The sequence below is a fragment of the Nocardioides sp. NBC_00850 genome (assembly GCF_045207335.1).
GTDB lineage: Bacteria > Actinomycetota > Actinomycetes > Propionibacteriales > Nocardioidaceae > Nocardioides.
The window spans coordinates 104,623-128,705 of record NZ_CP108845.1 but is presented as its reverse complement, the minus strand read 5'-3'; the positions used below and the strand labels follow the sequence as shown (position 1 = coordinate 128,705).

Genomic DNA, 24,083 nt, shown 5'->3' with positions numbered 1-24,083 from the left:
CGCCCTCGGGGACAATGGGAGACGATATGGCGAACCTCCTCAACCTCGAGCACGTCTCCAAGGCGTACGGCATCCGGCCCCTCCTCGACGACGTCTCCCTCGGCATTAGTGCCGGCGACCGGGTCGGCATCGTCGGCCGCAACGGCGACGGGAAGACGACGCTCCTGCAGGTGATGACCGGCCTGGAGGAGCCAGACTCCGGTCGAGTCTCGCGCCAGCGTGGCCTGCTCGTCGGGTTCCTGCACCAGGGTGACCAGCTCATCGACTCCCACACCGTGCGCGAGGCAGTGCTCGGCGGACGGTCCGACCACGAGTGGGCCGGCGTCCCGATGCTCCGTGAGATCGTCGAACAGCTCCTGGCCGGGATCGACCTCGACCGGTCCGTCATGGGTCTCTCCGGTGGCGAGCGCCGTCGCTGCGCCCTGGCCGAGCTGCTCCTGGGGGACCACGACCTGATCGTGCTCGACGAGCCCACCAACCACCTCGACGTCGAGGCCGTGGCCTGGCTCGCCTCACACCTGGCCGCGCGCTCGTCCGCGCTCGTCGTGGTCACCCACGACCGCTGGTTCCTCGACGAGGTCTGCCAGTTCACCTGGGAGGTCCACGACGGCCAGGTCGACGCCTACGAGGGTGGCTATGCCGCCTTCGTCCTCGCCAAGGCCGAGAGGTCCCGTCAGGCCGCCGCCACCGAGGTGCGCCGCCAGAACCTGGTCCGCAAGGAGCTGGCCTGGCTGCGCCGAGGCGCCCCGGCGCGTACGTCAAAGCCGAAGTTCCGCATCGACGCCGCCAACCAGCTCATCGAGGACGTACCTCCGCCGCGCGACCGCTTCGAGCTGCAGAAGTTCGCTGCCCAGAGGCTCGGCAAGGACGTCATCGACGTCGAGGACGTCGACCTCTTCCGCGGCGAGCGGCAGCTGCTGTCGCACGCCACCTGGCGCATCGGCCCGGGCGACCGGATCGGCATCGTCGGCGTCAACGGCGCCGGCAAGACCTCGGTGCTGTCGCTGCTGGACGGCTCCCTCCCGCCTGCGGTCGGGAAGGTACGCCACGGCCGCACCATCGCTCTCCAGCACCTGACCCAACAGCTCGACGACCTCGACCCGGAGGCGCGAGTCCTTCCCACCGTCGAGTCGATCAAGCGGGTGACCAAGACGACCGACGGCCAGGAGCTCTCGGCGACCTCGATGCTCGAGCGCTTCGGCTTCACCGGCGACAAGCTGGTCACCCGCATCGGCGACCTCTCCGGCGGCGAGCGCCGCCGCTTCCAGCTGCTGCGGCTCCTGCTCACCGAGCCCAACGTACTGCTGCTCGACGAGCCGACCAACGACCTCGACATCGAGACGCTCAACGTCCTCGAGGACTTCCTCGACGCCTGGCCCGGCACCCTGATCGTCGTCTCCCACGACCGCTACTTCCTCGAGCGCGTCACCGACTCCGTCTGGGCGCTCCTCGGCGACGGCCAGATCTCCATGCTCCCGCGCGGCGTCGACGAGTATCTCGAGCGCCGCCTCCCCATCCCTGCGGAGGCGTCAGCCCCGCAGGCCGAGGCGTCACGCGCGTCGGCCGAGACGGCAGCGGGTGGCCCGTCGAAGGCCAAGCCCGGCTCTGCCGACGAGCGAGCGGCCAAGAAGGTCATCGCCAGGATCGACAAGCAGCTCGATCGGATCGGCGAGCAGCAGCAGAAGCTTGAGCTCGCGATGGCCGAGTCGGTCAACGACTACACCCGGCTCGCCGAGCTCAGCGCTGAGCTGGATCAGCTCGCCGCGGAGAAGGACGACCTCGAGCTGGAGTGGCTCGAAGCGGCCGAAGTCTTGGAGTAGCCCCTCCGAACCCAGCCGAGTCGGCGCGTTATGACGAGCCGACTCGGCGAGGATTTCGGTCAGGATGAGCCGACTCGGCGGGAATCTTGGTCAGGACGAGAAGGGGACCAGCAGGCGGCGCAGCAGGTCGGTGAGCTGGCTCTGCTGGTCGCCGGATAGCCCGTCGAGGAACTCTCGCTCGGCTGCGAGCAGCGCCTCGAAGGCGCTGTCGACGGTCGCCTTGCCGTCGGGGGTGAGCCGGACGAGGACGCCTCGCCGGTCGGCCGGGTCCGGCAGCCGCTCGACCAGACCGCGCGAGGCGAGTCGGTCGACGCGGTTGGTCATGGTCCCGCTGGTCACCAGGGTCTCGCGCAGCAGCCGGCCGGGGGAGAGCTCGTAGGGGTCGCCCGCCCGGCGCAGCGCGGCAAGTACGTCGAACTCCCACGACTCGATCCCGGAACCCGAGAACGCGTCGCGTCGAGCGAGGTCGAGGTGACGCGAGAGGCGGGAGAGACGCGAGAAGATCTCGACGGGACCCAGGTCCAGGTCGGGCCGCTCGTGTGCCCAGGCCTCGCTCAGGTCGTCGACTTCGTCGCGCATGGCGAGAGCGTAGCCCAAGTTCGCCTCATCGAGAATCTTGACATCGAGACAAGTCGGCGAGACGATCAGAATATCTTGACATCAAGAGAAATCGAGAGGACGTACGCCATGACCGCATGGGATCCCGATCGCTACCTGACCTACTCCGACGAGCGAGGTCGGCCGTTCGTCGATCTCCTTCGCCGGGTCGATGCGGATCGTCCGAAGACCGTGGTCGATCTGGGCTGCGGTCCCGGCAACCTGACCGCACTCGCGGCCGGCCGCTGGCCGAAGGCCAGGGTCGTCGGCCTCGACTCCAGTGCGCCGATGATCGACAAGGCGCGCGCGACCATCGAGGGTGTCGACTTCGCGGTGGCGGATCTTCGTGACTGGGCAGACTCGGTCGTGCCGGGATCGGTCGACGTACTCCTCTCCAACGCCACCCTCCAATGGGTCCCCGGTCATCTGGACCTGCTTCCTGCGCTCGCCGGCGCGGTCGGGAAGGACGGCTGGTTCGCCTTCCAGGTCCCGGGCAATTTCGACGAGCCCAGCCACCGGCTGCGCGCGGAGCTCGCCGCCGAGGAGCCGTACGCCGAGCATGCCCGTCACCTCGAGGCGCCCGGTTCGCACGACCCGGCCGAGTACTACGACGTGCTGGTGGGAGAGGGCTTCGAGGTCGATGCCTGGGAGACGACGTACCTCCACGTGCTGACCGGCGAGGACCCGGTCTTCACCTGGATCGCCGGGACGAGCCTCCGTCCTACGGCTGCGGCGCTGGAGAAGGCCGGTCTCTTCGAGCCGTTCGCCGAGGAGCTCAAGAACCGTCTGGCACAGGCCTATCCCGTGCGAAACGATTCGGTAGGAAACAGTTTCGTCCTGCTTCCGTTCCGCCGCGTCTTCGTGGTCGCCCGCAGGCTGGCGGCGTGATGCGGATCCATCACGTGCAGGTCGGCATGCCCGCCGGCCACGAGGACGATGCCCGGATCTTCTACGCCGACGGCCTCGGGCTGACCGAGGTCCCGAAGCCGGCCGAGCTGGCCAAGCGCGGTGGCGCCTGGTTCCGTTCGCCAGGCGGCGCGGAGATCCACCTCGGTGTCGAGGATCCGCACCGACCGCAGGCCAAGGCCCATCCCGCTCTCGCGGTCGAGACCGAGGCAGACCTGGAGGCCATGGGCGCGAGGCTGGCCGACCTCGGCTTCGACGTCGACTGGAGCCAGCGCCACAACGCCGAGGGCTTCCAGCGCTTCCATGTCCGCGATCCGTTCGGCAACCGCGTCGAGATCGTGTGGCAGACGGACAACTAGCACGAACTTTGGTCCCGTGTAGGCGAAAACCGGAATCAACCAAAAAGAACCGTAACGCCGACTGGTCTGGACCGTTGTCCCCCGGGGGATACAACAACGAGCCAGGAATGATGCCAGAAACGATGGAAGGCAAGACTTTGACTGACGACGTGACCGTCCCCCAGCCTCGGGACGCGGAGACGACGAGCGTGGTCAATCGAGTCCGCCGGGCTCAGGGCCAGCTCGGTGGCGTGCTCCGCATGATCGAAGACGGCCGTGAGCTCGCCGATGTGGTCGGCCAGCTCAAGGCAGTGACCCGCGCCCTCGACAAGGCGGCTTTCGCGCTGCTCTCCAACGAGCTGCGCCGTGCGCACGCCGATGGAGACCGCCCGGAGCAGATCGAGGAGCTCGAGAAGGTCTTCCTCTCCCTCTCCTGATCTCGGGCCAGGAGAGGGGAGGAGGTTACCCTCGGGTAACATGGCTGCCATGAGCCAGCTCTACGACCTCTGGAAGTCCTTCAACCGTGTCCCGGTTGTCGGCAAGCGAGCATTCTCGGTCGCTTTCGCGAAGAAGGCGCCCTACTTCGGGTCCATCCACCCGCTGGTCAACCAGCTGCGACCCAACTACGCCGAGGTCATCGTCCCCAACCGCAAGGGCAACCACAACCACATCGGCACCGTTCACGCCATCGCGCTGTGCAACGGTCTCGAGATGGCGATGGGTGCCCTTGCGGAGGTCACCATCCCGCGTGACAAGCGCTGGATCCCCAAGGGGATGACCGTCTCCTACACAGCCAAGGCCTCCACCGACATCACCTGCATCGCGGAGACCGACCAGGAGGAGTGGGACACCGCCGACGGTGACCTCGCGGTGCGCGTCAAGGGCATCCGTGAGGACGGCACCGTGGCCATCGAGGGCACGATCAATCTCTGGGTGACCCCGAAGAAGAAGTAAGAGCAGTCAGCTCGCGAAGCGAGCACGCAACGGCCCGCTGCCCCGAGAAGGGGTAGCGGGCCGTTGTGGCGTATCGAGGGTTCAGGCCTTGGTCGGCGGTTCCTCGTTGAGGAGATGCGGCGCGTTGACGTCGAGATTCGGATCCTCGGCGTGACCGACGGGACCGGCGGTGTGACCCACCCGCCGCGTACGAGCCTCGATCCAAGTGGCGATGAGACCGATGACCGTGTTCAGGATGATGAAGATGATCGCGATGACGATAGCCGCAGGGACGAGGTTGTGGAAGTTGCCATCCAGCTTGGTGACCTGGTTGAGCAGCTCGCTGTAACCGAGCACGTAGCCCAGTGCGGTGTCCTTCAGCAGCACCACGAGCTGGGCGATGATCGCTGGCAGCATGGAGCGGACCGCCTGCGGCAGCAGGATAGACCGCATCACCTGACCGGGGGTGAGCCCGATGGCGACGCCGGCCTCGCCCTGCCCCTTCGGAAGCGCATGTACGCCGGCGCGGATGATCTCCGCGATGACGGACCCGTTGTAGAGCATCAGACCCAGGACGACTGCCCAGAAGATGCTGGTAGGCGTGATCCCGAGCGCGGGCTGCATGAAGTAGATGAAGAACATCAGCAGCAGCATCGGGATGGCCCGGAAGAACTCCACGACAACACCGCACGGGAGGCTGATGAGCTTGGTTGGCGAGAGTCGTCCGATTGCGAAGACGAACCCGAAGACCAGCGCGAGCACCGAGCCGACCGCGAACGCGCTCAGCGTGCCGATCAGGCCGGGGATCAGGAGGTTGTTCCAGACATCGGCGTCGAGGAACGGCGTCCACTTCTCCGCCTCCCATTGGCCGGTCTCCTCGAACTTCGAGTAGATGAACCACCCGACGGCACCTAGAGCGACGAGCGCGATCGCCGAGTAGACCCAGTTGAGGGTCCTGGCGCGGGGGCCGGGAGCGTCGTAGAGAACAGAGGCACTCATCGGATCACCGCGAATTTCTTGGATGCCCAACCGGCGAGGAAGCCGACCGGCAGGGTCAGGATCATGAAGCCGATCGAGAAGATGATGAAGATCAGCACGATCTGGTCGGCCTCGTTCTCCATCATCGTCCGCATCTGACCGGACGCTTCGTTGACGCCCGTGGCCGTGACGACGCCGATGGTGACGGCGACCGTGGTGTTCTTGATCATCGCGATCATGACGCTGGCCAGCGGGCTGAGCACCGATCGGAGCGCCTGCGGGAGGACGATCAATCGGAGGTTCTGGGAGAAGGTGAGGCCGATCGCCCGAGCTGCCTCAGCCTGGCCGAGCGGCACGGTGTTGATCCCCGAGCGCAAGACCTCACAGACGAACGTCGAGGTGTAGATCGACAGCGCCAGGACCGCGAGTTGGAAGTTTTGCTCGTTGAGAGGAGCGTCCTGGCTCGCGCCCAGCTTGAGCTGATAGAAGAGCCCGAAGAGCGCGAAGAACATCACCAACGTCAGCGGGGTGTTGCGGAACGTGTAGACGACCGCGGCGCCGACCCAGCGGAGAACCGGCACCGGAGATACCCGGAACACGGCGAGCACGACGCCGAGCAGGAGCGAGAAGACACCGCTGAAGACGGCAAGTCTCAGGGTCAGCCCGAACGCTTCGAGGATGGCAGACCCATACTCGGAGAAGAGGTCCATGAGGTCCTTCCAGGTTGATTCACACAGCGTTCATGCACGCCGAGTCGGCGCAATCCGATCCTCGCTTCGCTGCGGTCCGGTTGCGCCGACTCGGCTTTCGCTGAACGCTCAGTAGCGGTCGACCGTCGGCGGCTCCGGCAGCTCGTAGCCGGAGTTGCCGAGGTTGTCGTTGAACGCCTCTTCCCAAGCGCCGTCCTCGAAGGACTTCTCGATCAGGTCGTTGATCTTGTCGCGGTCCTCGCTGCCCTTGGGCAGGCCGACGCCGTAGTTCTCCTCGGAGAACGGCTGGCCGACGATCTTGAACTCACCGGGGAACTCCTCGGCGTAGCCCGCGAGGATGATGTCGTCGGTAGTCAGCGCGTCGATCTGGCCGCCCTGAAGGGCAGTGATGCACTTGCTGTAGGAGTCGAACTCCTGCGGCACGGCGCCGTACTCGTCCTTGACCTTCTGGGCGGAGGTGGAGCCGGTGACGGAGCAGATCTTCTTGCCCTTCATGTCCTCCGGACCCGCGATGGAGGAGTCGTCCGCGCGGACGAGGAGGTCCTGACCGGCGACGTAGTAAGGGCCGGCGAAGTCGACCTCTGCCTTGCGCTCGTCGGTGATCGAATAGGTGGCCAGGATCATGTCGACCGTGCCGTCCTTGAGGAAGGTCTCGCGGTTGGCGGACACCGCTTCCTTCCACTCGATCTGGTCCTCGTCGTATCCGAGACCCTCGGCGATGTACTCCGCCATGTCGACGTCGAAGCCGGAGTAGGTCCCGTCGGCATTCTTGAAACCGAGGCCGGGCTGGTCGAACTTGATGCCGATCTTGATCTTGTCGCCGCCGGCGTCGGAGCCGGTGTCGTCGCTACCACCACAGGCAGCGAGCGAGCCCGTGAGCGCGAGAGCGCCCAGGGTCGCGGCGATCTTCGTGAACTTCATCGTTTCCACCTTCTGGAATTAAGGGTTGGTGCGTTGCAGGGTTCGCGAGCTCAGGGCTCACCCGAGACGTACGTTCAGTGCTTGAGGATCTTGCCGAGGAAGTCCTTGGCGCGCTCGGACTGCGGGTTGTCGAAGAACTCGCTCGGGGTGTTCGACTCGACGATCTGGCCATCGGCCATGAACACGACCCTGTCGGCGGCGACGCGGGCGAAGCCCATCTCGTGGGTGACCACGATCATCGTCATGCCCTCCTTGGCGAGGCTGACCATGACGTCGAGCACCTCCTTGACCATCTCCGGGTCGAGCGCGGAGGTGGGCTCGTCGAAGAGCATCACCTGCGGCTTCATCGCCAGCGCCCGGGCGATGGCGACGCGCTGCTGCTGACCACCTGAAAGCTGCGCGGGATACTTCGCGGCCTGGACGCCCACGCCGACGCGGTCGAGCAGCTTCTTGGCCTCGGCCTCAGCCTCGGACTTCTTCAGCTTGCGCACCTTCATCGGACCGAGCGTGACGTTCTGCAGGATCGTCTTGTGGGCGAAGAGGTTGAAGCTCTGGAAGACCATCCCGACCTCGGCGCGCAGCTTGGCCAGGCCCTTGCCCTCCGCGGGCAGCTCCTTGCCGTCGAGCTTGATCGTGCCCGAGTCGATCGTCTCCAGGCGGTTGATCGCGCGGCAGAGAGTCGACTTCCCCGAGCCCGACGGCCCGATCACCACGACGACCTCGCCACGCTTGATCTCCAGGTTGATGTCCTGGAGCACGTGCAGGTCGCCGTAGTGCTTGTCGACATGGTCAAGAACCACCAAGGCGTCTCCCGAAGGTGCGCTGGCGGGTTCGGTGTCAAGCACGGTCATGCCGCAGACCTAACCACATCCTGCATTGCACATCTATGACTTGGCCCCCGGGATCGGTTACAACCAGATAACCAACAAGATTTGGTATGCCCGCTGCGCCGGTCATCCGCGCTGGATTCCTCGACGCGGCCCCTGCGGTCGTACGCTTGAAGGCGCTATGACTACGTCGATCGCCTCTGGCTCCGCTTCGGCGGTGCGCACCTACGAAGTCCGCACCTACGGGTGCCAGATGAACGTCCACGACTCCGAGCGCCTCTCCGGACTGCTGGAGGATGCCGGCTATCTGAAGGCGACCGAGGGCACGCAGGCCGACGTGGTCGTCTTCAACACCTGCGCGGTCCGGGAGAACGCCGACAACAAGCTCTACGGCAACCTCTCCCACCTGGCCCCGATCAAGGAGGCCAACCCGGACCTCCAGATCGCCGTCGGTGGCTGCCTCGCGCAGAAGGACCGCGCGACGATCACGAAGAAGGCGCCGTACGTCGACGTGGTGTTCGGGACGCACAACATCGGCTCGCTCCCGGTGCTGCTCGAGCGGGCACGGGTGCAGGAGGAGGCCCAGGTCGAGATCCTGGAGTCCCTCGAGGTCTTCCCGTCCACCCTGCCGACCAAGCGCGAGTCGGCCTATGCCGCCTGGGTGTCGGTGAGCGTGGGCTGCAACAACACCTGCACCTTCTGCATCGTCCCGAGCCTGCGCGGCAAGGAGAAGGACCGGCGACCGGGCGAGATCCTCGCCGAGATCGAGGCGCTGGTCGCCGAGGGTGTCACCGAGGTGACCCTGCTGGGTCAGAACGTCAACGCCTACGGCGTCGAGTTCGGCGACCGGCAGGCCTTCTCGAAGCTGCTGCGCGCCTGCGGCGAGATCGAGGGGCTGGAGCGGGTCCGGTTCACCAGCCCGCACCCGGCTGAGTTCACCGACGACGTCATCGAGGCGATGGCCGAGACGCCCAACGTGATGCCGTCGCTGCACATGCCGCTGCAGTCGGGTTCCGACCGCGTGCTCAAGGCGATGCGCCGCTCCTACCGGTCGACCAAGTTCCTCGGCATCATCGAGCGGGTCCGCGCGGCGATCCCGCACGCGGCGATCACGACCGACATCATCGTCGGCTTCCCGGGGGAGACCGAGGAGGACTTCCAGGCCACCCTCGACGTGGTCCGTGAGTCGCGCTTCGCATCCGCCTTCACGTTCCAATACTCCAAGCGTCCCGGCACCCCCGCCGCCGATCTCCCCGACCAGATCTCTCCGGAGGTCGTCAAGGACCGCTACGGCCGGCTCGTCGACCTCGTCAACGAGATCGCCTACGAGGAGAACAAGAAGAACGTCGGACGTACGCTCGAGCTGATGGTCGCCGAGGGCGAGGGTCGCAAGGATGCCGAGACCCACCGGCTCTCCGGTCGCGCTCCCGACAATCGCCTGGTCCACTTCAACGCGGCCGGGGCCGAGGGCGTACGTCCCGGCGACATGGTGAAGGTCGAGGTCACCTACGCGGCCCCGCACCACTTGGTCGCCGACAACCCCGTGCTCGAGGTACGCCGCACCCGTTCCGGTGACGCCTGGGAGGCGCGCCAGGGCCGACCCGAGCCCGAGGCCGCTTCGGTCGGGCTCGGCATGCCGTCGGTCGGGGTGCCCGCTCCGCTGCCGGCTGCGCCCGCCTGCGGCTGATCGTTCGGTCTGCCGTTACGCGAACAGCAAATTCTCCGTAACACCGTTCCCCCTGAGGGTATTCCTGCTCTAGCCTGAGGCAACTTGTCTCAGGAAGGGATACCCCCATGTCGATTCCCAAGCTGGTCAACAGAGCAGCGGCGATGGGCGCACTCGGTGTTCTCGTGGCATCAGGCCTGGCAGCCGCGGCCCCCGCGGGCGCTATGCAGGCGTCCACAGGAGGAGATGCCTGCTTCGACCCGCACGAGGTCGGCGCCGCCCGCGTCGCCGAAGGGGCCAAGCAGGTCCGCGACACGAACCATCTGACCGCGAAGCAGGCCGAGGCCAAGGAGAAGGCGCTCTCCAGCGCGCTGGCCGCGCAGGGGAAGAAGGGTGGCACCGCCAACCTCGCCGCGACGACCATCCCGACCTACATCCACGTCATCCAGGAGAACGCCACCACCGGCGCCGTCCCGCAGGCGAACATCGACGCCCAGATCGACGTGCTCAACGCGGCGTACGCCGGCACGCCGTTCTCCTTCGAGGTGGCCGGCCAGGAGACCACGATCAACCCGGCCTGGTATCCGATCATCTCCGGTTCGACCGGAGAGCGGGACATGAAGGCGGCCCTGCGCCAGGGCGGTGACAACGCGCTCAACGTCTACATCGGCGAGATCGACGACGGTCTGCTCGGCTGGGCGACCTTCCCGACCAAGAACATCGGGTCGCAGGACGGTGTGGTCATCCTCGGCGAGTCGCTGCCGGGCGGCTCGGCGGCGCCGTACGACGAGGGCGACACGGCCACCCACGAGGTCGGCCACTGGCTGCACCTCTACCACACCTTCCAGGGTGGCTGTCGCGGCAAGGGTGACCAGGTCGCCGACACCCCGGCCGAGGCCGCGCCGGCCTTCGGCTGCCCGGAGGGCTCCGACACCTGCACCGCTCCGGGCCTCGACCCGATCCACAACTTCATGGACTACACCGAGGACGCGTGCATGGACGAGTTCACGCCGGGTCAGGTGCAGCGCATGATCGACGGATGGGTGGCGTACCGCGCCTGATCGTCGATCTCCGTGTGAGATCTCTGTGTGAAACGCGTCGAGCGCCGGGTCCCTTGCGGGCCCGGCGCTCGATCCGTGTGTGATCAGCAGAGCTGGATCAGTACTGCGACTGGCTCTGCTCGCCGCCGAAGCCGCCCTCGTTCGAACCCTCGTCGGAGCCGTAGGAGGAGCCCTCGGACTGCTCCTGGCCGCCGCCGAAGCCGCCCTCGTTGGACTGCTCGCCGCCGCCGAAGCCACCCTCGCTCTGGCCACCCTCGGAGCCGTAGGACGAGCCGCTCTCGTTGGACTCCTGGCCGAAGCCGCCCTCGGACTGCTCGCCGCCGCCGTAGGAGCTGCCCTCGTTGGACTGCTCGCCGTAGGAGGAACCGCCCTCGTTCGAGCCCTCGTCGGAGCCGTAGGAGGAGCCCTCGGACTGCTCCTGGCCGCCGAAGCCGCCCTCGCTGGACTGCTCGCCGCCGCCGAAGCCGCCCTCGCTCTGGCCGCCCTCCTGGCCGCCGAAGCCACCCTCGTTGGACGACTCGGAGCCGTAGGAGGAGCCCTCGTTGGACTCCTGGCCGCCGAAGCCGCCCTCCTGGCCGTAGTTCTGCTGCTCGTCGCTGTTGCCGTAGTTCTCAGACATATTGGTCCACACTTCCGAGTAGTTGTGATTGGACCGGAATCGAACGTGCATCGCACGTCCGCCCCCCGGCTGCCTCATTCGGTGAGACGAGAATGAGACGGTCTAGACCGTTCCATGTGACGGCACAAGTCGCAACAGGTTCGTAACAGTGTTTTGAAAGTCGATACGTAAAAAGTCAGCTGGGTGTAACGGGACGTAAACGCGAGGCGGGGAGCAACCCGGTGTAGGTCGCTCCCCGCCTCGAGGCGTGTGGAGGGCTCAGTTGCCGTCCAGCTTCTCTGCTTCGTTCTTGGCAGTCTCGACGCCCTGGTCGATCTGGTCGCTGAACTTGCCACCGGTCTTCTCATCGGCGATCTCGCCGGCCTTGTCGAGGCCCTCGCCGACCTTGTCGGCACCGACCTTGTCGACGCCCTGCCCGATGAGGTCCTTTGCCTTGTCCAAGAAGCTCATGCTTCCCCCTATGGATCGGTGGCTCCCCGTTTGAGCCAACTTGCGGCCAGACTAACTGCATGGAGTACGACAGCAACAGGGGGACACGCGACTCTGATGGGTCATCCGGACTACGCGACTTGGGATCTTTTCCCCTGTCCACCACCCCGATCGTGGCCGTCGTAGGAGCCACTGCAGCAGGGAAGACGTCGCTCTCCCTCGACCTCGCCGAGACCCTCGGCGGCGAGATCATCAACACCGATGCGATGCAGGTCTACCGCGGTATGGACATCGGGACGGCGAAGCTGCCGGTCGCGGAGCGGCGCGGGATCCCGCACCATCTGCTCGACCTCCTCGACATCGCCGAACCGGCCTCCGTCGCCGACTTCCAGGCGCTGGCGCGCGAGGAGATCGCGACGCTTCGCAAGGCCGGGAAGACACCCGTGATGGTCGGCGGCAGCGCCCTCTACACCCGAGCGATCCTGGACCGGTTCGAGTTCCCCGGGACCTCGAACGAGGTGCGCGAACGTCTGGAGAAGGAGCTCGAAACCGCAGGTGAGAAGGCACTTCACGACCGCCTGCGAGCCCTGGACCCGGTCGCGGCTGAGCGGATCGAGATCGACAACGGTCGCCGCGTCGTACGCGCTCTGGAGGTCATCGAGCTGACCGGCGAGCCGTTCAGCGCGCGACTGCCCGAGCAGGTCTACCACGACCCGGCCTCCATCCAGATCGGCGTCGACATCTCCCGTGAAGCACTGGACGTACGCATTCGGCAGCGCGTCTCGGAGATGTTCGACTCCGGCTTCGTCGACGAGGTCGCCCGGCTCCTGGAGGCCGGTCTGGGGCGGTCGCGGACCGCGTCGAAGGCCATCGGCTACAAAGAGGTCGCCGCCTACCTCGCGGGGGAGACGACACTGGAGGAGGCCAAGGAGCGGACGGCGATCAAGACCCGGCAGTTCGCACGGCGGCAGGATGCCTGGTTCCGCAAGGATCCGCGGGTCGTGTGGGTCTCATATGATGACCCGGCTCGTCTCGAGAAGGCCGTCGCGGCCGTGCGAGGGGTGGCGCTGTGAGCATGAGCGAGCGTCAGCGAGCGACAATCGGCTTCAGGCCGTCGCGTCCGTATCCTTGCCTCTGTCCAACGGAGGCGACGGCATGAACGTACGTGACCGGCTGCGGGAGCTGCTCGATGCGGTGCTCGACGGTGCCGACGCCGGCGAGCCGCGCACGCTGGCGCAGATGGCCGGCGACGCCTACACCTCGCCCTATCACTTCAACCGGCTGCTCTCCCGGGGCGCGGGCGAGCCGCCGGTGGCGATGCGGCGGCGGGTGATGCTGGAGCGGGCTGCGTGGCAGCTGCAGCACGGTGGCACGGTGACCGATGCCGCCTGGGCCGCCGGGTACGAGTCGGTGGAGGGTTTCTCGCGGGCCTATGCGAAGGCCTTCGGGCACCCGCCGAGCACCGCCGCGGTCAGCCACTGGCTGCCGGCGCCGAACGGGATCCACTTCCATCCGCCGGAGTCGCTGTGGGTCGACTCCCAGGAGCGGGTGCTCTCGCCGCTGACCGAGCAGCTCGTCATGCACGACCTCGACGACACCCGAGCCCTGCTCGACCTCGCCAAGGGCCTCCCCGCGGAGGTGCTCACCCAGGTGCGGCTGGCCGGTCACGAGGTGCTGGAGTGGGACGGCCCGGAGGAGTCGCTCGCGCAGGTCCTGGAGGCGACGGTATGGGCCAAGGAGTGCTGGGTGGCCTCGATCGAGGGGCTTGCGATGCCGGTCCGGAGCCGCGCGGACTCGGTCGTCGCTCTCGTAGAGCGGCACGAGGCCGTGGCAGCGCGGTGGTTGGCGGTCGTACGCGACATCGAGCGGCGCGGGGCCTGGGAAGACCGGCTCATCGACGCCCTGTGCGAGCCGCCGGAGAGCTTCCAGATCGGTTCGGTGGTCGCCCACGTCCTGACGTACGCAGCCCATCGGCGTCTGCTGGTCCGGATGATGCTCCGGATGGCCGGTGTCGAGGTCGACCGGGGCGACCCGATCGAGTGGCTGCGGGCCCGTCGGGGCGAGGTACCGACGGTCTGAGCGATGGGCGAAATGATTCGGCCGCCCGCGCGCCCGCCTCGTACCCTGAGGCCGTGACCCCTACCTGGACTGAGATCAGCACAATCGAGGAGCTCGTCGACCTGGTCGGCGTCCCGCACGAGCGGGCGGCGACCAAGGGGCGCCCGGCGCTCCTCGACATCGACAGGCAGTGGCTCGCCGCGACGCCGTTCTGCGTGCTCGCGACCTCGGACACCGCCGGCAACTGCGACGCCTCGCCCAAGGGGGACCCGGCCGGGTCGCTGGTGCACGTCATCGACGACAAGACGATCGCGATCGCGGAGCGGCCGGGCAACAAGCGGGTCGACGGCTACCGCAACGTACTCGCCAACCCGCACGTCGGGCTCAACTTCCTGATCCCGGGCCGGGGCGACACGCTGCGGATCAACGGCCGTGCCCGACTGGTCTCGGACGCACCGTTCTTCGACGAGATGGTCGTGAAGGGCAAGCGGCCGATCCTCGCCCTGGTCGTCGACATCGACGACATCTTCTTCCACTGCGCGAAGGCGTTCCTGCGCTCTGGCCTGTGGGACCCGGAGACGTGGGACCCCGACCACCTCCCCAAGCGTGCGGTCATCGCCAAGCAGGTCGAGAACGACCCGCGTACGCTTGCGGAGATGGAGGACTACTACCGCACCGACACCTACTCGAAGTTCCTCTACTGATGTCCTACCCGTATCTGAAGGGACACGGCACGGAGAACGACTTCGTGCTGTTGCCCGACGTCGACGGGTCGGTGCACGGCGGCCTCTCGGACGAGGAGATGGCCGACCGGGTCCGGGCGCTGTGCGACCGCCGGGCCGGCATCGGCGGCGACGGGATCCTGCGGGTGATCCGGACGGCCGCCTACGCCGGTGAGGACCGGCCGGTCAGCGACGCCGAATGGTTCATGGACTACCGCAACGCCGACGGCACTCGGGCCGAGATGTGCGGCAACGGCACCCGGGTCTTCGCGGAGTATCTGCGCTCCGCCGGGCTCGCCGGCGACGAGGTCACCTTCGCGACCCGCGCCGGTGACAAGATCCTCCGGGCGTCCGGAGACGTCTGGACCGCCGACCTGGGCTCGCCGAAGCTGCTCGGCTCGACCCAGGTCACCGTCGCCCACCACTTCTGGTCGGCCTGCAACGTCGACATGGGCAACCCGCACGCCGCCGCCGAGGTCGAGTCGATCGACCCTCACGGCCCGGTCGGTGACCTCTACGACTCCCCGATCTTCGACGGGGCGGTCTACCCGCACGGGGTCAACGTGGAGTTCTTCGAGCGCGTCGCCGAGCGTCACGTCGCGATGCGAGTCTTCGAGCGCGGCGCGGGGGAGACCCGCTCGTGTGGCACCGGAGCCTGTGCGGTGATGGTCGCGGCCGCCGAGGCCGACGGTCTCGCGATCGCGCGCGATGCCGATGTGACGTACCGGGTCGATGTTCCTGGCGGCACGCTCCACGTCACCTGGACGACCGACGACCGGGTGCTGCTCACCGGGCCGGCGGTCCTGATCGCCGAGGGCACCACCGCGCTCTGACTGCGAGACGGTTAACGGGTATTCACCATCGTGAGGGTGGTCACGTCTATGGTGCTGCCCATGGAGTTGACTGATAGCACAGCGATCGTGACCGGTGCGGCCAGTGGGATCGGGGCGGCGACGGCCCGGGCGCTGGCGGCCAAGGGTGCGACGGTGATCGTCGCGGACATGCAGAAGGACAAGGGCGAGGCCCTGGCGGAGGAGATCAAGGGCCTGTTCGTGCCCGTCGATGTCACCGACACCGACCAGATCACCAACGCCGTGGAGCGGGCCGTGGAGATCGCGCCGCTGAAGGCGGTGGTCAACTCGGCCGGGATCGGGTGGGCGCAGCGCACCATCGGACGCGACGGCCAGATCGGCTCGGCGCACGACCTGGACGCGTACAAGAAGGTCATCGCGATCAACCTGATCGGCACCTTCGACATGTGCCGCCAGGCCGCGACCTACATCAGCCGCAACGAGCCCGACGCCAACGGGCAGCGTGGCGCGATCGTCAACCTGGCCAGCGTGGCGGCTTTCGACGGCCAGATCGGGCAGGTGTCCTACTCCTCGTCCAAGGGCGGCGTCGTCGGCCTCACCCTCCCGCTCGCGCGCGACCTCGCCGCGGTCGGCATCCGCGTCAACACCGTCGCTCCGGGGTTGATCGACACCCCGATCTACGGCGAAGGCCCGGAGTCGGAGGCGTTCAAGGCCAAGCTCGGCGAGAGCGTCCTGTTCCCGCACCGGCTCGGTGAGCCGGCGGAGCTGGCCAGCATGGTCGTGGAGTGTCTGACCAACGACTACATGAACGGCGAGACGATCCGCGTCGACGGTGGCATCCGGATGCCACCGAAGTAAACAAGACTCAAGAAGTACCCCGACGGCTGGCGCACCGCTAATGTGTGCGCCAGCCGCGGACCGTTTCAGACCGCTCCGCGGATGTCGGAGCAAGGAGTTCGCATGTCCGATAAGGCGGACACCAGTACGTCGAAGGCGCTCGCGATCATCGATCCCAACGAGCCCACGGGGCCGGCGGGAACCGGCGAGCCCCCGCGCGAGCCACGACTGACGCGGGAGACGATCGGAGTGATCGCCGGTGCGGCCGGCGTACTCGCCATGTGCCTGATCGCGACCGCGCTGGTCGCCAACGGCAACGCGGACTCGACCGACGACCGGACATGTCTCGGCCCGGAGATGACGGTCGCGGTGGCTCCCGAGGCGGCGACCGTCGTGGGCAACATCCTCGAGGACGCCGGCTGTGGCCAGATCGAGGTGAAGGCGACCAAGGCCGACCAGGTCCTCCAGCCGCTGGCGCTCGACGGCGATCTCCCCGATGTGTGGATCCCTGACTCCTCGGTCTGGCTGGACCGGATCGACCCGGCCGTCGAGCCGGTGACGCTGCGGGCCTCGATGGCCTCCTCGCCGGTCGTGCTCGTCTCCGGCGACGGGCTGACCCGCACCTCCTACGCCGAGGCCTTCGCCGAGGACGACCTGCTGATGGGCGACCCTCAGCGGATGATGAGCGCGCTCGGCACGGTCGTCGCGAGCCGGGGGAAGCCCCAGAGCGAGGCCAGGCTGGAGCCATACGCAGAGCGGCTCGCCTCCGGCGAGGAGGGCGCCGGACCGACCGACTCGGGACGCCTGGCCGAGCTGCAGACGGTCATGGGCGGAGTGACCGCGACCAGCGAGCAGCAGTGGTCGACGTACGCGCCGACGCTGAAGGCCAGTGCCCCGAAGGAGGGCACGGTGGTCCTCGACTACCCGGTCCTGATCACCGCGGACGCCTCGCGCCGCAACTCGATCGCCGCCTCGATCACCAGCTTCGCCAGGGTGCTCGACAGCGGCGCCGCCGACACCGCGCTGACCCAGGCCGGGTTCCGCACCGCCGGAGCCGGCAAGCCGGCGCCCAACGTGGGCGCGTACACCCGCGTCGACTCGGCCGCGGTGGCGGATACGGCCTCGGAGTGGAACGCCAGGCTTCGGCCGACCCGGGCGATCGCGGTCATGGACGTCTCCGGCTCGATGGCCTGGCCGGCTGCTCCCGACAGCGCCACCACCCGCCTCCAGCTCACCCAGGAGGCGGCCTCGGAGGCCGTCGGTCTTCTTCCCGGTGGCGCCGCGATCGGGCTCTGGGCCTTCTCCGAGAAGGCCGAGGGCACGCTGGGCGCCGACCACAAGGTGCTCGTGCCCACCCGTCAGCTGGCCTCGAAGAACCAGCGCGCGAAGCTGACCGAGGAGATCGCCGGCCTCACCGCGCGCACCGGCGGCGGCACCTCCCTGCACGACACCGCCCTGGCGGCCTATCAGGCCGCGGTCGCCTCCTACGACCCGCTGGCCTCCAACGACGTGCTTCTCTTCACCGACGGCACCAACGACGACCCCGACTCCATCGACGTGGCAGAGCTCGTACGCCAGCTCGAGGCTGCCTCCGACCCACGGCGGCCGGTCCGCGTCCTGGGGATCGGTATCACCGCCGACGCCGACCTCGGCACGCTGCAGGCGATCGCCGATGCGACCGGCGGGGCTGCGTACGTCGCCGAGCGGCCGGAGGACGTCGGGCAGGTCCTTCGAGAGGTGCTCGAGCAGCGCTGAGACCGGCCCCGGATCGGGCCTGTGGATAAGCATTGTCCCCCGGGTGGTGCGGCGCCGTATCCTTGTTGGTATATGACGAACAACGCACACGATTTCTCACTCGCTGACGAGCTCGAGGCCACCGAGGACTGGGACGCGCTCGACGACGGCTTCGAGAGTGGCTACGCCGACGAGGATCCCGAAGACATCGACCCCACTGTCGGTGCGATGGAGCTCGCCGAGCGGCACGCGCTCAAGCGCGTCGCCAGCCTGCGCACCGAGCTCGAGGACATCACCGAGGTCGAATACCGCCAGCTTCGCCTGGAGCGAGTGGTGCTCGTGGGCGTGTGGGCCGGCGGCACCCAGACCGACGCCGAGAACTCCCTGGCCGAGCTCGCGCTCCTCGCCGAGACGGCAGGCTCGGAGGTGCTCGAGGCGATCTACCAGCGTCGCCAGGCGCCCGACCCCGCGACGTACATCGGACGCGGCAAGGTCGAGGCGCTCAAGGAGATCGTCGCCGCGACCGGCGCCGACACCGTGATCGCCGACGGCGAGCTCGCGCCGAGCCAGCTCAGGAACCTCGAGGACCGCACCGGGGTCAAGGTCGTCGACCGGACCGCGCTGATCCTCGACATCTTCGCCCAGCACGCCAAGTCCCGCGAGGGCCAGGCGCAGGTGGAGCTCGCCCAGCTCAGCTACATGAAGCAGCGGCTTCGTGGTTGGGGTGGCAACCTGTCCCGCCAGGCCGGTGGCCGTGTCGCCGGTGGTGCCGGTATCGGTGGCCGTGGTCCCGGTGAGACCAAGATCGAGACCGACCGCCGTCGGATCAACACCAAGATCGCCAAGCTCAACCGTGAGCTGAAGGCGATGAAGGGCACCCGCGACACCAAGCGTGCCGACCGCAAGCGCCACCACATCCCGGCGGTCGCGATCGCCGGCTACACCAACGCCGGCAAGTCGTCGCTGCTCAACCGGCTCACCGGTGCCGGGGTGCTCGTCGAGGACGCGCTCTTCGCGACCCTGGACCCGACCACCCGGCGGACCACCACCGAGGACGGCCGGGTCTACACGATGTCCGACACCGTCGGTTTCGTGCGTCACCTGCCCCACCAGCTCGTCGAGGCCTTCCGCTCGACGCTGGAGGAGGTCGCCGACGCCGACCTCGTCGTGCACGTCGTCGACGGCTCCCACCCCGACCCCGAGGGTCAGCTGGCGGCCGTGCGTGAGGTCTTCGCCGAGATCGGTGCCAGCGAGGTGCCGGAGCTGGTCGTGATCAACAAGGCCGACATCTCCGACCCGTTGGTGATCGCCAGGCTGCTGCGCGCCGAGCCTCACTCGGTCGCGGTCTCGGCCAAGACCGGCGAGGGCATCGACGCGGCCATCAAGGCCGTCGAGACCGACCTGCCGCGACCGGGCGTCGAGTTCTCCGCGCTGGTTCCCTACGAGCGGGGTGACCTGGTCAACCGGATCCACCAGCACGGCGAGATCGACCACCTCGAGCACACTGCCGAAGGCACCGTCGTCAAGGGCCGCGCCAACGCGGACCTGGCCGGCGAGCTGGCTGCTTACTCTGCTTGAGCTTGGGCGTTGAGCTTGGGCGTTGATCTTCGACGCTGATCCGGCGTTGCGACATTGGCGATGCCAGGATCGTCCCTCACACTTGGGACGATCAGTCGTCGGAGGGCAGGGATGCGGACACAGGTACGCCACGCGGCGCGCGCCACGATCGTGAGCGCGCTGGCTGGTGCTGTCCTGGTGGCCACGCTCGCGGGCTGTGGCAGCAAGGACGACGGCGTGCTTCCGGGCCAGGAGGCGAGCCAGGGGAACGCGGTCACCCAGGACCTGTGCACCCGGTTGGCCGCCGAGTCGGTGACCCGCGCCTCGGTGGTGACCGGGGCCGGCGAGCGGGTCGTGGTGATCGGTGACTCCTGGGCCTCTGGCTTCGGGCTGGACGACCCCGGGCTGTCCTGGCCGCGATATCTCGACGGCGAGGTGCGGGTCTCCGGCTTCGGCGGCACCGGCTACTCGCACGAGCTGATGGAGCGGTGCGGCCCGATCTCGTTCCCCGAGCGTGTTCCCGACGCGGTGGCGCAGGGGGCCGACCTGGTCGTGCTCGAGGGCGGCATCAACGACTCCAAGAGCGATCTCGACGACGTCGAGAAGGGCTTCCGGGCCACCCTGGACGAGCTGAAGGGTCACGAGGTGATCGTGCTCAGCGCGCCCAAGGTGAACTCCCGCGCCAAGGCCATCCGGGGCGTCAACAAGATGATGCGGCGGGTCTCGGCGGAGTACGGGGTGACGTACATCAACGTCTTCGACCTCGAGCTGCCCATGCTCGCGGACAACACCCACCTGACGGTGGCGGGTCACATGCAGTTCGGGGAGATCGTCGCCCGCCGGATCGCGGAGAGCCGATCGGAGACTGTCCCCGCCCACGGCTAAGGTTGCCCGAGTGACCGCAACCGAGACCGCCTCCCAGACGCCCGTACGTGAAGCCCTGGCGGATGCGGTCGCGACCCTCGGTGGGGCCACCCGTGAGGGTCAGGTGCTGATGGCCGACGCGGTCGCACAGGCCCTGGCCGACGAGGAGCACCTGCTGGTCGAGGCCGGCACCGGCACCGGGAAGTCGCTGGCCTACCTGGTCCCGTCGCTGCTCCACGACAGCCGGGTCGTGGTCGCCACCGCGACCCTGGCGCTGCAGCACCAGCTCGTCGAGCGTGACCTGCCGCGCCTGGTCAAGGCGATCGGCTCGCGCCCCGGCATCGACGCGTCCTACGCCGTCCTCAAGGGCCGCTCCAACTACGCCTGCCTCCACCGGGTGCGCGAGGGCGCTCCCGACGACCAGGGCACCCTGGTCGACGTCCCGCTGGGCCCGATGGCCGAGAAGGTCCTCGAGCTGCGCAGCTGGGCCGAGAAGCAGGCGGAGAAGGGCGGCAGCGGCGAGCGCGACTCCGCGCCCCGCCACACCGACCGCGAGTGGCGCCAGGTCTCCGTCAACCACCGCGACTGCCTCGGTGCCGCCAAGTGCCCCTTCGGCGAGGAGTGCTTCGCCGAGGTCGCCCGCGACAAGGCCCAGAAGAGCCACCTGATCGTCACCAACCACTCCCTGCTCGCGATCGACGCGATCGAGGGCGTGCCGATGATCCCGGAGTACGACGCCGTGGTGATCGACGAGGCCCACGAGCTCGTCGCCCGGGTGACCCAGGCGGCGACCGACGAGCTGACCGCGGCCGAGGTCGAGCGGGCCGCCCGGCGGGCCCAGAAGCACATCGAGGGCTCCGAGGCCGACGATCTCGCCGACGCCTCCGACGCGTTGCGGGCCGCGATCAACGAGACCTCGCCCGGGCGGCTGATCACGCTGCCCGAGGTCGTCTCGGACGCCCTGGTGCTGGTGCGCGACGCCGCTCGGTCCGCGATCTCCGCGCTGCCGAAGCCGAAGGACTCCGAGGGCGCCGACCCCGGCTTCCAGCAGGCCAAGGGCGGCCTGCAGGAGGTCTTCACCACCGCCGAGCGGATGGCCGCGGCGTCCGAGCACGACGTGATCTGGCTCAACGAGGGCGGCGACCGGATCCCGCCCCGGCTCTGCGTCGCTCCGCTGCAGGTCTGGGCGCAGATGCGCGAGAAGCTGCTCACCGAGAAGACCGTCGTCTTCGCCTCGGCGACCCTCAAGCTCGGCGGCGACTTCGGCCCCGTGGCCGGATCCCTCGGGCTCAAGGCGGAGGAACGCACCGCGGTGGGCGCCGGGGCGCAGCGTACCGATGACGTGCTGCCGTGGATCGGCCTCGATGTCGGCAGCCCGTTCGACTACGGCAAGCAGGGGATCCTCTACGTCGCCCGCCACCTGCCTCCTCCCGGACGCGACGGGATGGGCGCCAAGACCCTCGACGAGATCGTCGACCTGGTCGACGCCGCCGACGGGCGTACGCTCGGGCTCTTCTCGTCCCGGCGTGCCGCCGAGGCCGCCGCCGAGGTGGTGCGCCAGAAGCTGCCTCACCTGACCACGCTGGCCCAAGGCGACGCGCAGCTGCCCGAGCTCGCCGCACAGTTCGTCGCCGACCCGCACACGGTGCTCTTCGGCACCCTGTCGCTGTGGCAGGGCCTCGACGTCCCCGGTGACACCTGCCAGCTCGTGATCATCGACCGGATCCCGTTCCCGCGGCCCGACGACCCGCTGATGTCGGCCCGGCAGCAGGCGGCCGACAAGGCCGGCGGCAACGGGTTCATGCAGGTCGCCGCCACACATGCGGCGCTGCTGCTCGCGCAGGGCGCCGGCCGGCTGATCCGCACCACCACCGACCGCGGCGTCGTGGCCGTCCTGGACGCCCGCCTGGCTACCGCCCGCTACGGTGGATTCCTCAAGGCCAGCCTGCCGCCGATGTGGGCCACGACCGACCCCGACGTCGTACGCAAGGCCCTCAAGCGGCTTTCGGAGATGGCCTCGTCCTAACCGAAAACCACGCCGAGTCGGCTCGTCATGACGAGCCGACTCGGCGTTGGTTGGGTCAGCGGTAGGTCTTCGCCCACCAGCGGTGGGTGGCCTTGTCGGGGGTCGCGACGCCGTGGCACGAGAACGCGGTGCCCTGGCCGCAGTTGAAGTTGCTGCTCGCGTTGGCGAAGGTGACTTCGACCTTGCGGATCCGCTTCGAGGAGAAGCCCTCGATGGTCTTGGTGGCGATGCCCTTGCTGTTGGGCTTGAGGTAGAAGACTCCGCGGGTGCCGTCGGTGCGGAAGACGCTGACCACGGCGCCGTTGGCGTTGGGCCGGGCCACGTCGACCTTGACCCGCAGCTTCCAGCCCTTGCCGACGTTCTTCGGGACGAGCCGCTGGGAGGCGTAGGTCAGGTGCTTGAGAGTGAACTTGCCGTCGACGGTCTGTCGCTTGGCGGGCAGCGCGGTGCGGCCGTCGTAGACCGGCGGGTAGTAGGCGCCGCCCTCGCTGTAGGTCTTCGAGGGGGCCAGGTTGGCGGCGGCGAAGCGGATGTACTCCTGCTTCAGCGTGGTGCCACGAGAGGCGAGCGCCTGCCGGATGGCGGTGGTGGAGTAGGTCGACGGCGCTCGGTTCCAGATCGAGAGGACAACCTCTGGCAGGGTCCCGCGCTCCTTGGCGAAGCGCTCGGACAGGTAGCGGAAGAAGATCCAGTTGCCGTAGATGCCGAGGTTGGAGGCGTAGGAGTTGTCCAGCGGCTTGCGCTGGTCCTCGAGCTGGCCGTAGCCCAGGTATTGCCGGTTGTCGTTGATGCTGTCGTAGACCTCGTCCTCGACCCAGGTCGCGGTGGACTCCATCATCCAGCGGTCCTCGCCGGCGTCGTAGGCGAACTGGACCGCGTGGAAGTATTCGTGAGCGGCGGTCACCCGGAGGTTCTCGGTGGGCGTGTTGACCGTGCCGTACTCGCTGGTGGCGTAGTCGTTGTCCATGACGCAGTAGGCCGTCGCGGCCGTCTTGGAGACCTTCGTCTCGGGCGCGCAGTAGCCGTAGTAGCCCTCGTCGTAGAGGTTCTCCAGGTAGATGTCGACCTTGCCCGGGGTGACCGACTTGTCGGCCGCGGGCTTGCGGTAGCCCGCCTGCACGTAGAGGTTGTGGACCTTCGTGACCACGTCACGGACCTGGTTCGCGTACGTCGTCGAGGCACGGTCGCCGCCCTTGCCCGGCGTGTAGTGGACGCAGACCACGTCGCTGCAGGTTTCGGTCGCGGTGCGCGGGCGAGCGAGCAGCTCACGCGCGGCCGCCTTGTTGGAGTCGTCCAGGGCGTCCTTGGCGTTCCACAGGTCGGTCAGCGCGATGGTCGCGTCAGGTCGGCCGGCGACGTGCCGCCCGGGCACGACCTGGCGGGCGCCGCGCACCGACTGGTTGCGCCTGACCTTCTTGGCCGCGGCGAGCGCCTCCCGGGCCGCCTTCTCCGTCACCGGCTGCTCGGCGCTGGTGTCACCGCCGGTCCTCACCGAGGTCGCCGGCGTCGAACCGGTTGCGGGCATGGTGGCGACGAACGTCGCGACGACCATGCCTGCGATCAAGACGAGGGATCGTTGTTTGCGGTTGATCCGGCGGGCAATGTTTCGCATGAGATACCAGACGTTCGGGAAGGCAGACCAGGGCAGTCTAAGCGCTGACCGCCGCT

Annotated in this window: 24 protein-coding genes; 16 read left to right on the top strand and 8 right to left on the bottom strand. The window is 68.1% G+C overall.

The window, feature by feature from the left end; translation table 11 throughout:
• The first annotated feature begins 26 nt into the window (after window positions 1–26).
• Entirely contained in the window at window positions 27–1,820 is a 1,794-nt protein-coding gene (locus OH802_RS00610; protein WP_406024142.1) for an ATP-binding cassette domain-containing protein, read from the top strand.
• A 90-nt stretch (window positions 1,821–1,910) separates the two neighbouring features.
• Here OH802_RS00610 and OH802_RS00605 read toward each other — a convergent pair whose 3' ends face one another.
• Entirely contained in the window at window positions 1,911–2,399 is a 489-nt protein-coding gene (locus OH802_RS00605) for a MarR family winged helix-turn-helix transcriptional regulator (protein ID WP_045546820.1), read from the bottom strand.
• Window positions 2,400–2,507: 108 nt separating this feature from the next.
• Here OH802_RS00605 and OH802_RS00600 point away from each other — a divergent pair, with 108 nt between their 5' ends.
• The 4 genes from OH802_RS00600 to OH802_RS00585 all read left to right on the top strand — a co-directional run bounded on the left by OH802_RS00600 (window position 2,508) and on the right by OH802_RS00585 (window position 4,615).
• Window positions 2,508–3,305, top strand: a complete 798-nt coding sequence (locus OH802_RS00600) for a methyltransferase domain-containing protein (protein WP_406024139.1) — start codon at window positions 2,508–2,510, stop codon at window positions 3,303–3,305.
• A complete protein-coding gene (locus tag OH802_RS00595) occupies window positions 3,305–3,682 on the top strand; it encodes a VOC family protein (protein ID WP_406029437.1) in 378 nt (125 codons plus the stop codon). The genes OH802_RS00600 and OH802_RS00595 overlap by 1 nt, the downstream gene beginning before the upstream one ends.
• 149 nt (window positions 3,683–3,831) lie before the next feature.
• On the top strand, window positions 3,832–4,098 hold the full coding sequence (locus tag OH802_RS00590) for a metal-sensitive transcriptional regulator (RefSeq protein WP_008362591.1): 267 nt from the start codon (window positions 3,832–3,834) through the stop codon (window positions 4,096–4,098).
• Window positions 4,099–4,147: 49 nt separating this feature from the next.
• On the top strand, window positions 4,148–4,615 hold the full coding sequence (locus OH802_RS00585; RefSeq protein ID WP_355021759.1) for a hotdog fold domain-containing protein: 468 nt from the start codon (window positions 4,148–4,150) through the stop codon (window positions 4,613–4,615).
• Window positions 4,616–4,696: 81 nt separating this feature from the next.
• On the opposite strand, the gene OH802_RS00580 is transcribed toward OH802_RS00585, so the two are convergent.
• The 4 genes from OH802_RS00580 to OH802_RS00565 form a co-directional block, all read right to left on the bottom strand.
• Window positions 4,697–5,593: an amino acid ABC transporter permease gene (locus OH802_RS00580; protein ID WP_406024136.1), complete on the bottom strand. Its 897-nt coding sequence runs from the start codon at window positions 5,591–5,593 to the stop codon at window positions 4,697–4,699.
• Window positions 5,590–6,282, bottom strand: a complete 693-nt coding sequence (locus OH802_RS00575) for an amino acid ABC transporter permease (protein WP_406024134.1) — start codon at window positions 6,280–6,282, stop codon at window positions 5,590–5,592. The genes OH802_RS00580 and OH802_RS00575 overlap by 4 nt, the downstream gene beginning before the upstream one ends.
• A gap of 108 nt (window positions 6,283–6,390) precedes the next feature.
• Window positions 6,391–7,203: a glutamate ABC transporter substrate-binding protein gene (locus OH802_RS00570; RefSeq protein ID WP_406024132.1), complete on the bottom strand. Its 813-nt coding sequence runs from the start codon at window positions 7,201–7,203 to the stop codon at window positions 6,391–6,393.
• Between the two features lie 74 nt (window positions 7,204–7,277).
• Window positions 7,278–8,054 (bottom strand): amino acid ABC transporter ATP-binding protein, encoded by a 777-nt coding sequence (locus tag OH802_RS00565; protein WP_406024130.1) that lies wholly within the window; start codon window positions 8,052–8,054, stop codon window positions 7,278–7,280.
• Between the two features lie 157 nt (window positions 8,055–8,211).
• On the opposite strand from OH802_RS00565, the gene miaB reads away from it, so the two are divergent.
• Window positions 8,212–9,717 (top strand): tRNA (N6-isopentenyl adenosine(37)-C2)-methylthiotransferase MiaB, encoded by a 1,506-nt coding sequence (gene miaB, locus OH802_RS00560; protein ID WP_378826574.1) that lies wholly within the window; start codon window positions 8,212–8,214, stop codon window positions 9,715–9,717.
• A gap of 107 nt (window positions 9,718–9,824) precedes the next feature.
• On the top strand, window positions 9,825–10,757 hold the full coding sequence (locus OH802_RS00555) for a zinc metalloprotease (protein WP_406024127.1): 933 nt from the start codon (window positions 9,825–9,827) through the stop codon (window positions 10,755–10,757).
• 97 nt (window positions 10,758–10,854) lie between these two features.
• On the opposite strand, the gene OH802_RS00550 is transcribed toward OH802_RS00555, so the two are convergent.
• Both OH802_RS00550 and OH802_RS00545 read right to left on the bottom strand, forming a co-directional pair.
• On the bottom strand, window positions 10,855–11,376 hold the full coding sequence (locus OH802_RS00550) for a hypothetical protein (protein WP_406024125.1): 522 nt from the start codon (window positions 11,374–11,376) through the stop codon (window positions 10,855–10,857).
• A gap of 258 nt (window positions 11,377–11,634) precedes the next feature.
• Window positions 11,635–11,826 carry an antitoxin gene (locus OH802_RS00545; protein WP_406024123.1) on the bottom strand — a complete coding sequence of 64 codons (192 nt, stop codon included), beginning with the start codon at window positions 11,824–11,826 and terminating at the stop codon, window positions 11,635–11,637.
• A 119-nt stretch (window positions 11,827–11,945) separates the two neighbouring features.
• On the opposite strand from OH802_RS00545, the gene miaA reads away from it, so the two are divergent.
• From miaA to OH802_RS00500, 9 genes are all read left to right on the top strand, one after another.
• On the top strand, window positions 11,946–12,878 hold the full coding sequence (miaA, locus tag OH802_RS00540; protein ID WP_406024121.1) for a tRNA (adenosine(37)-N6)-dimethylallyltransferase MiaA: 933 nt from the start codon (window positions 11,946–11,948) through the stop codon (window positions 12,876–12,878).
• 82 nt (window positions 12,879–12,960) lie between these two features.
• Window positions 12,961–13,884: a helix-turn-helix domain-containing protein gene (locus OH802_RS00535; protein WP_406024119.1), complete on the top strand. Its 924-nt coding sequence runs from the start codon at window positions 12,961–12,963 to the stop codon at window positions 13,882–13,884.
• A gap of 53 nt (window positions 13,885–13,937) precedes the next feature.
• Window positions 13,938–14,567, top strand: a complete 630-nt coding sequence (locus OH802_RS00530) for a pyridoxamine 5'-phosphate oxidase family protein (RefSeq protein ID WP_406024117.1) — start codon at window positions 13,938–13,940, stop codon at window positions 14,565–14,567.
• Window positions 14,567–15,418 (top strand): diaminopimelate epimerase, encoded by an 852-nt coding sequence (dapF, locus tag OH802_RS00525; RefSeq protein WP_406024116.1) that lies wholly within the window; start codon window positions 14,567–14,569, stop codon window positions 15,416–15,418. Before OH802_RS00530 ends, dapF begins: the two co-directional genes overlap by 1 nt.
• A 60-nt stretch (window positions 15,419–15,478) precedes the next feature.
• A complete protein-coding gene (locus OH802_RS00520; RefSeq protein ID WP_091051594.1) occupies window positions 15,479–16,255 on the top strand; it encodes an SDR family NAD(P)-dependent oxidoreductase in 777 nt (258 codons plus the stop codon).
• 102 nt (window positions 16,256–16,357) lie between these two features.
• Window positions 16,358–17,989: a VWA domain-containing protein gene (locus tag OH802_RS00515; RefSeq protein ID WP_406024113.1), complete on the top strand. Its 1,632-nt coding sequence runs from the start codon at window positions 16,358–16,360 to the stop codon at window positions 17,987–17,989.
• Between the two features lie 72 nt (window positions 17,990–18,061).
• Window positions 18,062–19,546, top strand: a complete 1,485-nt coding sequence (hflX, locus tag OH802_RS00510; RefSeq protein WP_406024111.1) for a GTPase HflX — start codon at window positions 18,062–18,064, stop codon at window positions 19,544–19,546.
• Between the two features lie 111 nt (window positions 19,547–19,657).
• Complete coding sequence (locus tag OH802_RS00505; RefSeq protein WP_406024109.1) at window positions 19,658–20,410, top strand: SGNH/GDSL hydrolase family protein; 753 nt, start codon at window positions 19,658–19,660, stop codon at window positions 20,408–20,410.
• 10 nt (window positions 20,411–20,420) lie between these two features.
• Window positions 20,421–22,415: an ATP-dependent DNA helicase gene (locus tag OH802_RS00500; RefSeq protein ID WP_406024107.1), complete on the top strand. Its 1,995-nt coding sequence runs from the start codon at window positions 20,421–20,423 to the stop codon at window positions 22,413–22,415.
• Window positions 22,416–22,470: 55 nt separating this feature from the next.
• Here the strand turns inward: OH802_RS00500 and OH802_RS00495 are convergent, their stop codons facing one another.
• Window positions 22,471–23,979, bottom strand: coding sequence for an MXAN_6640 family putative metalloprotease (locus OH802_RS00495; protein WP_406024105.1), 1,509 nt, complete (start codon window positions 23,977–23,979; stop codon window positions 22,471–22,473).
• Window positions 23,980–24,083: the final 104 nt, after the last annotated feature.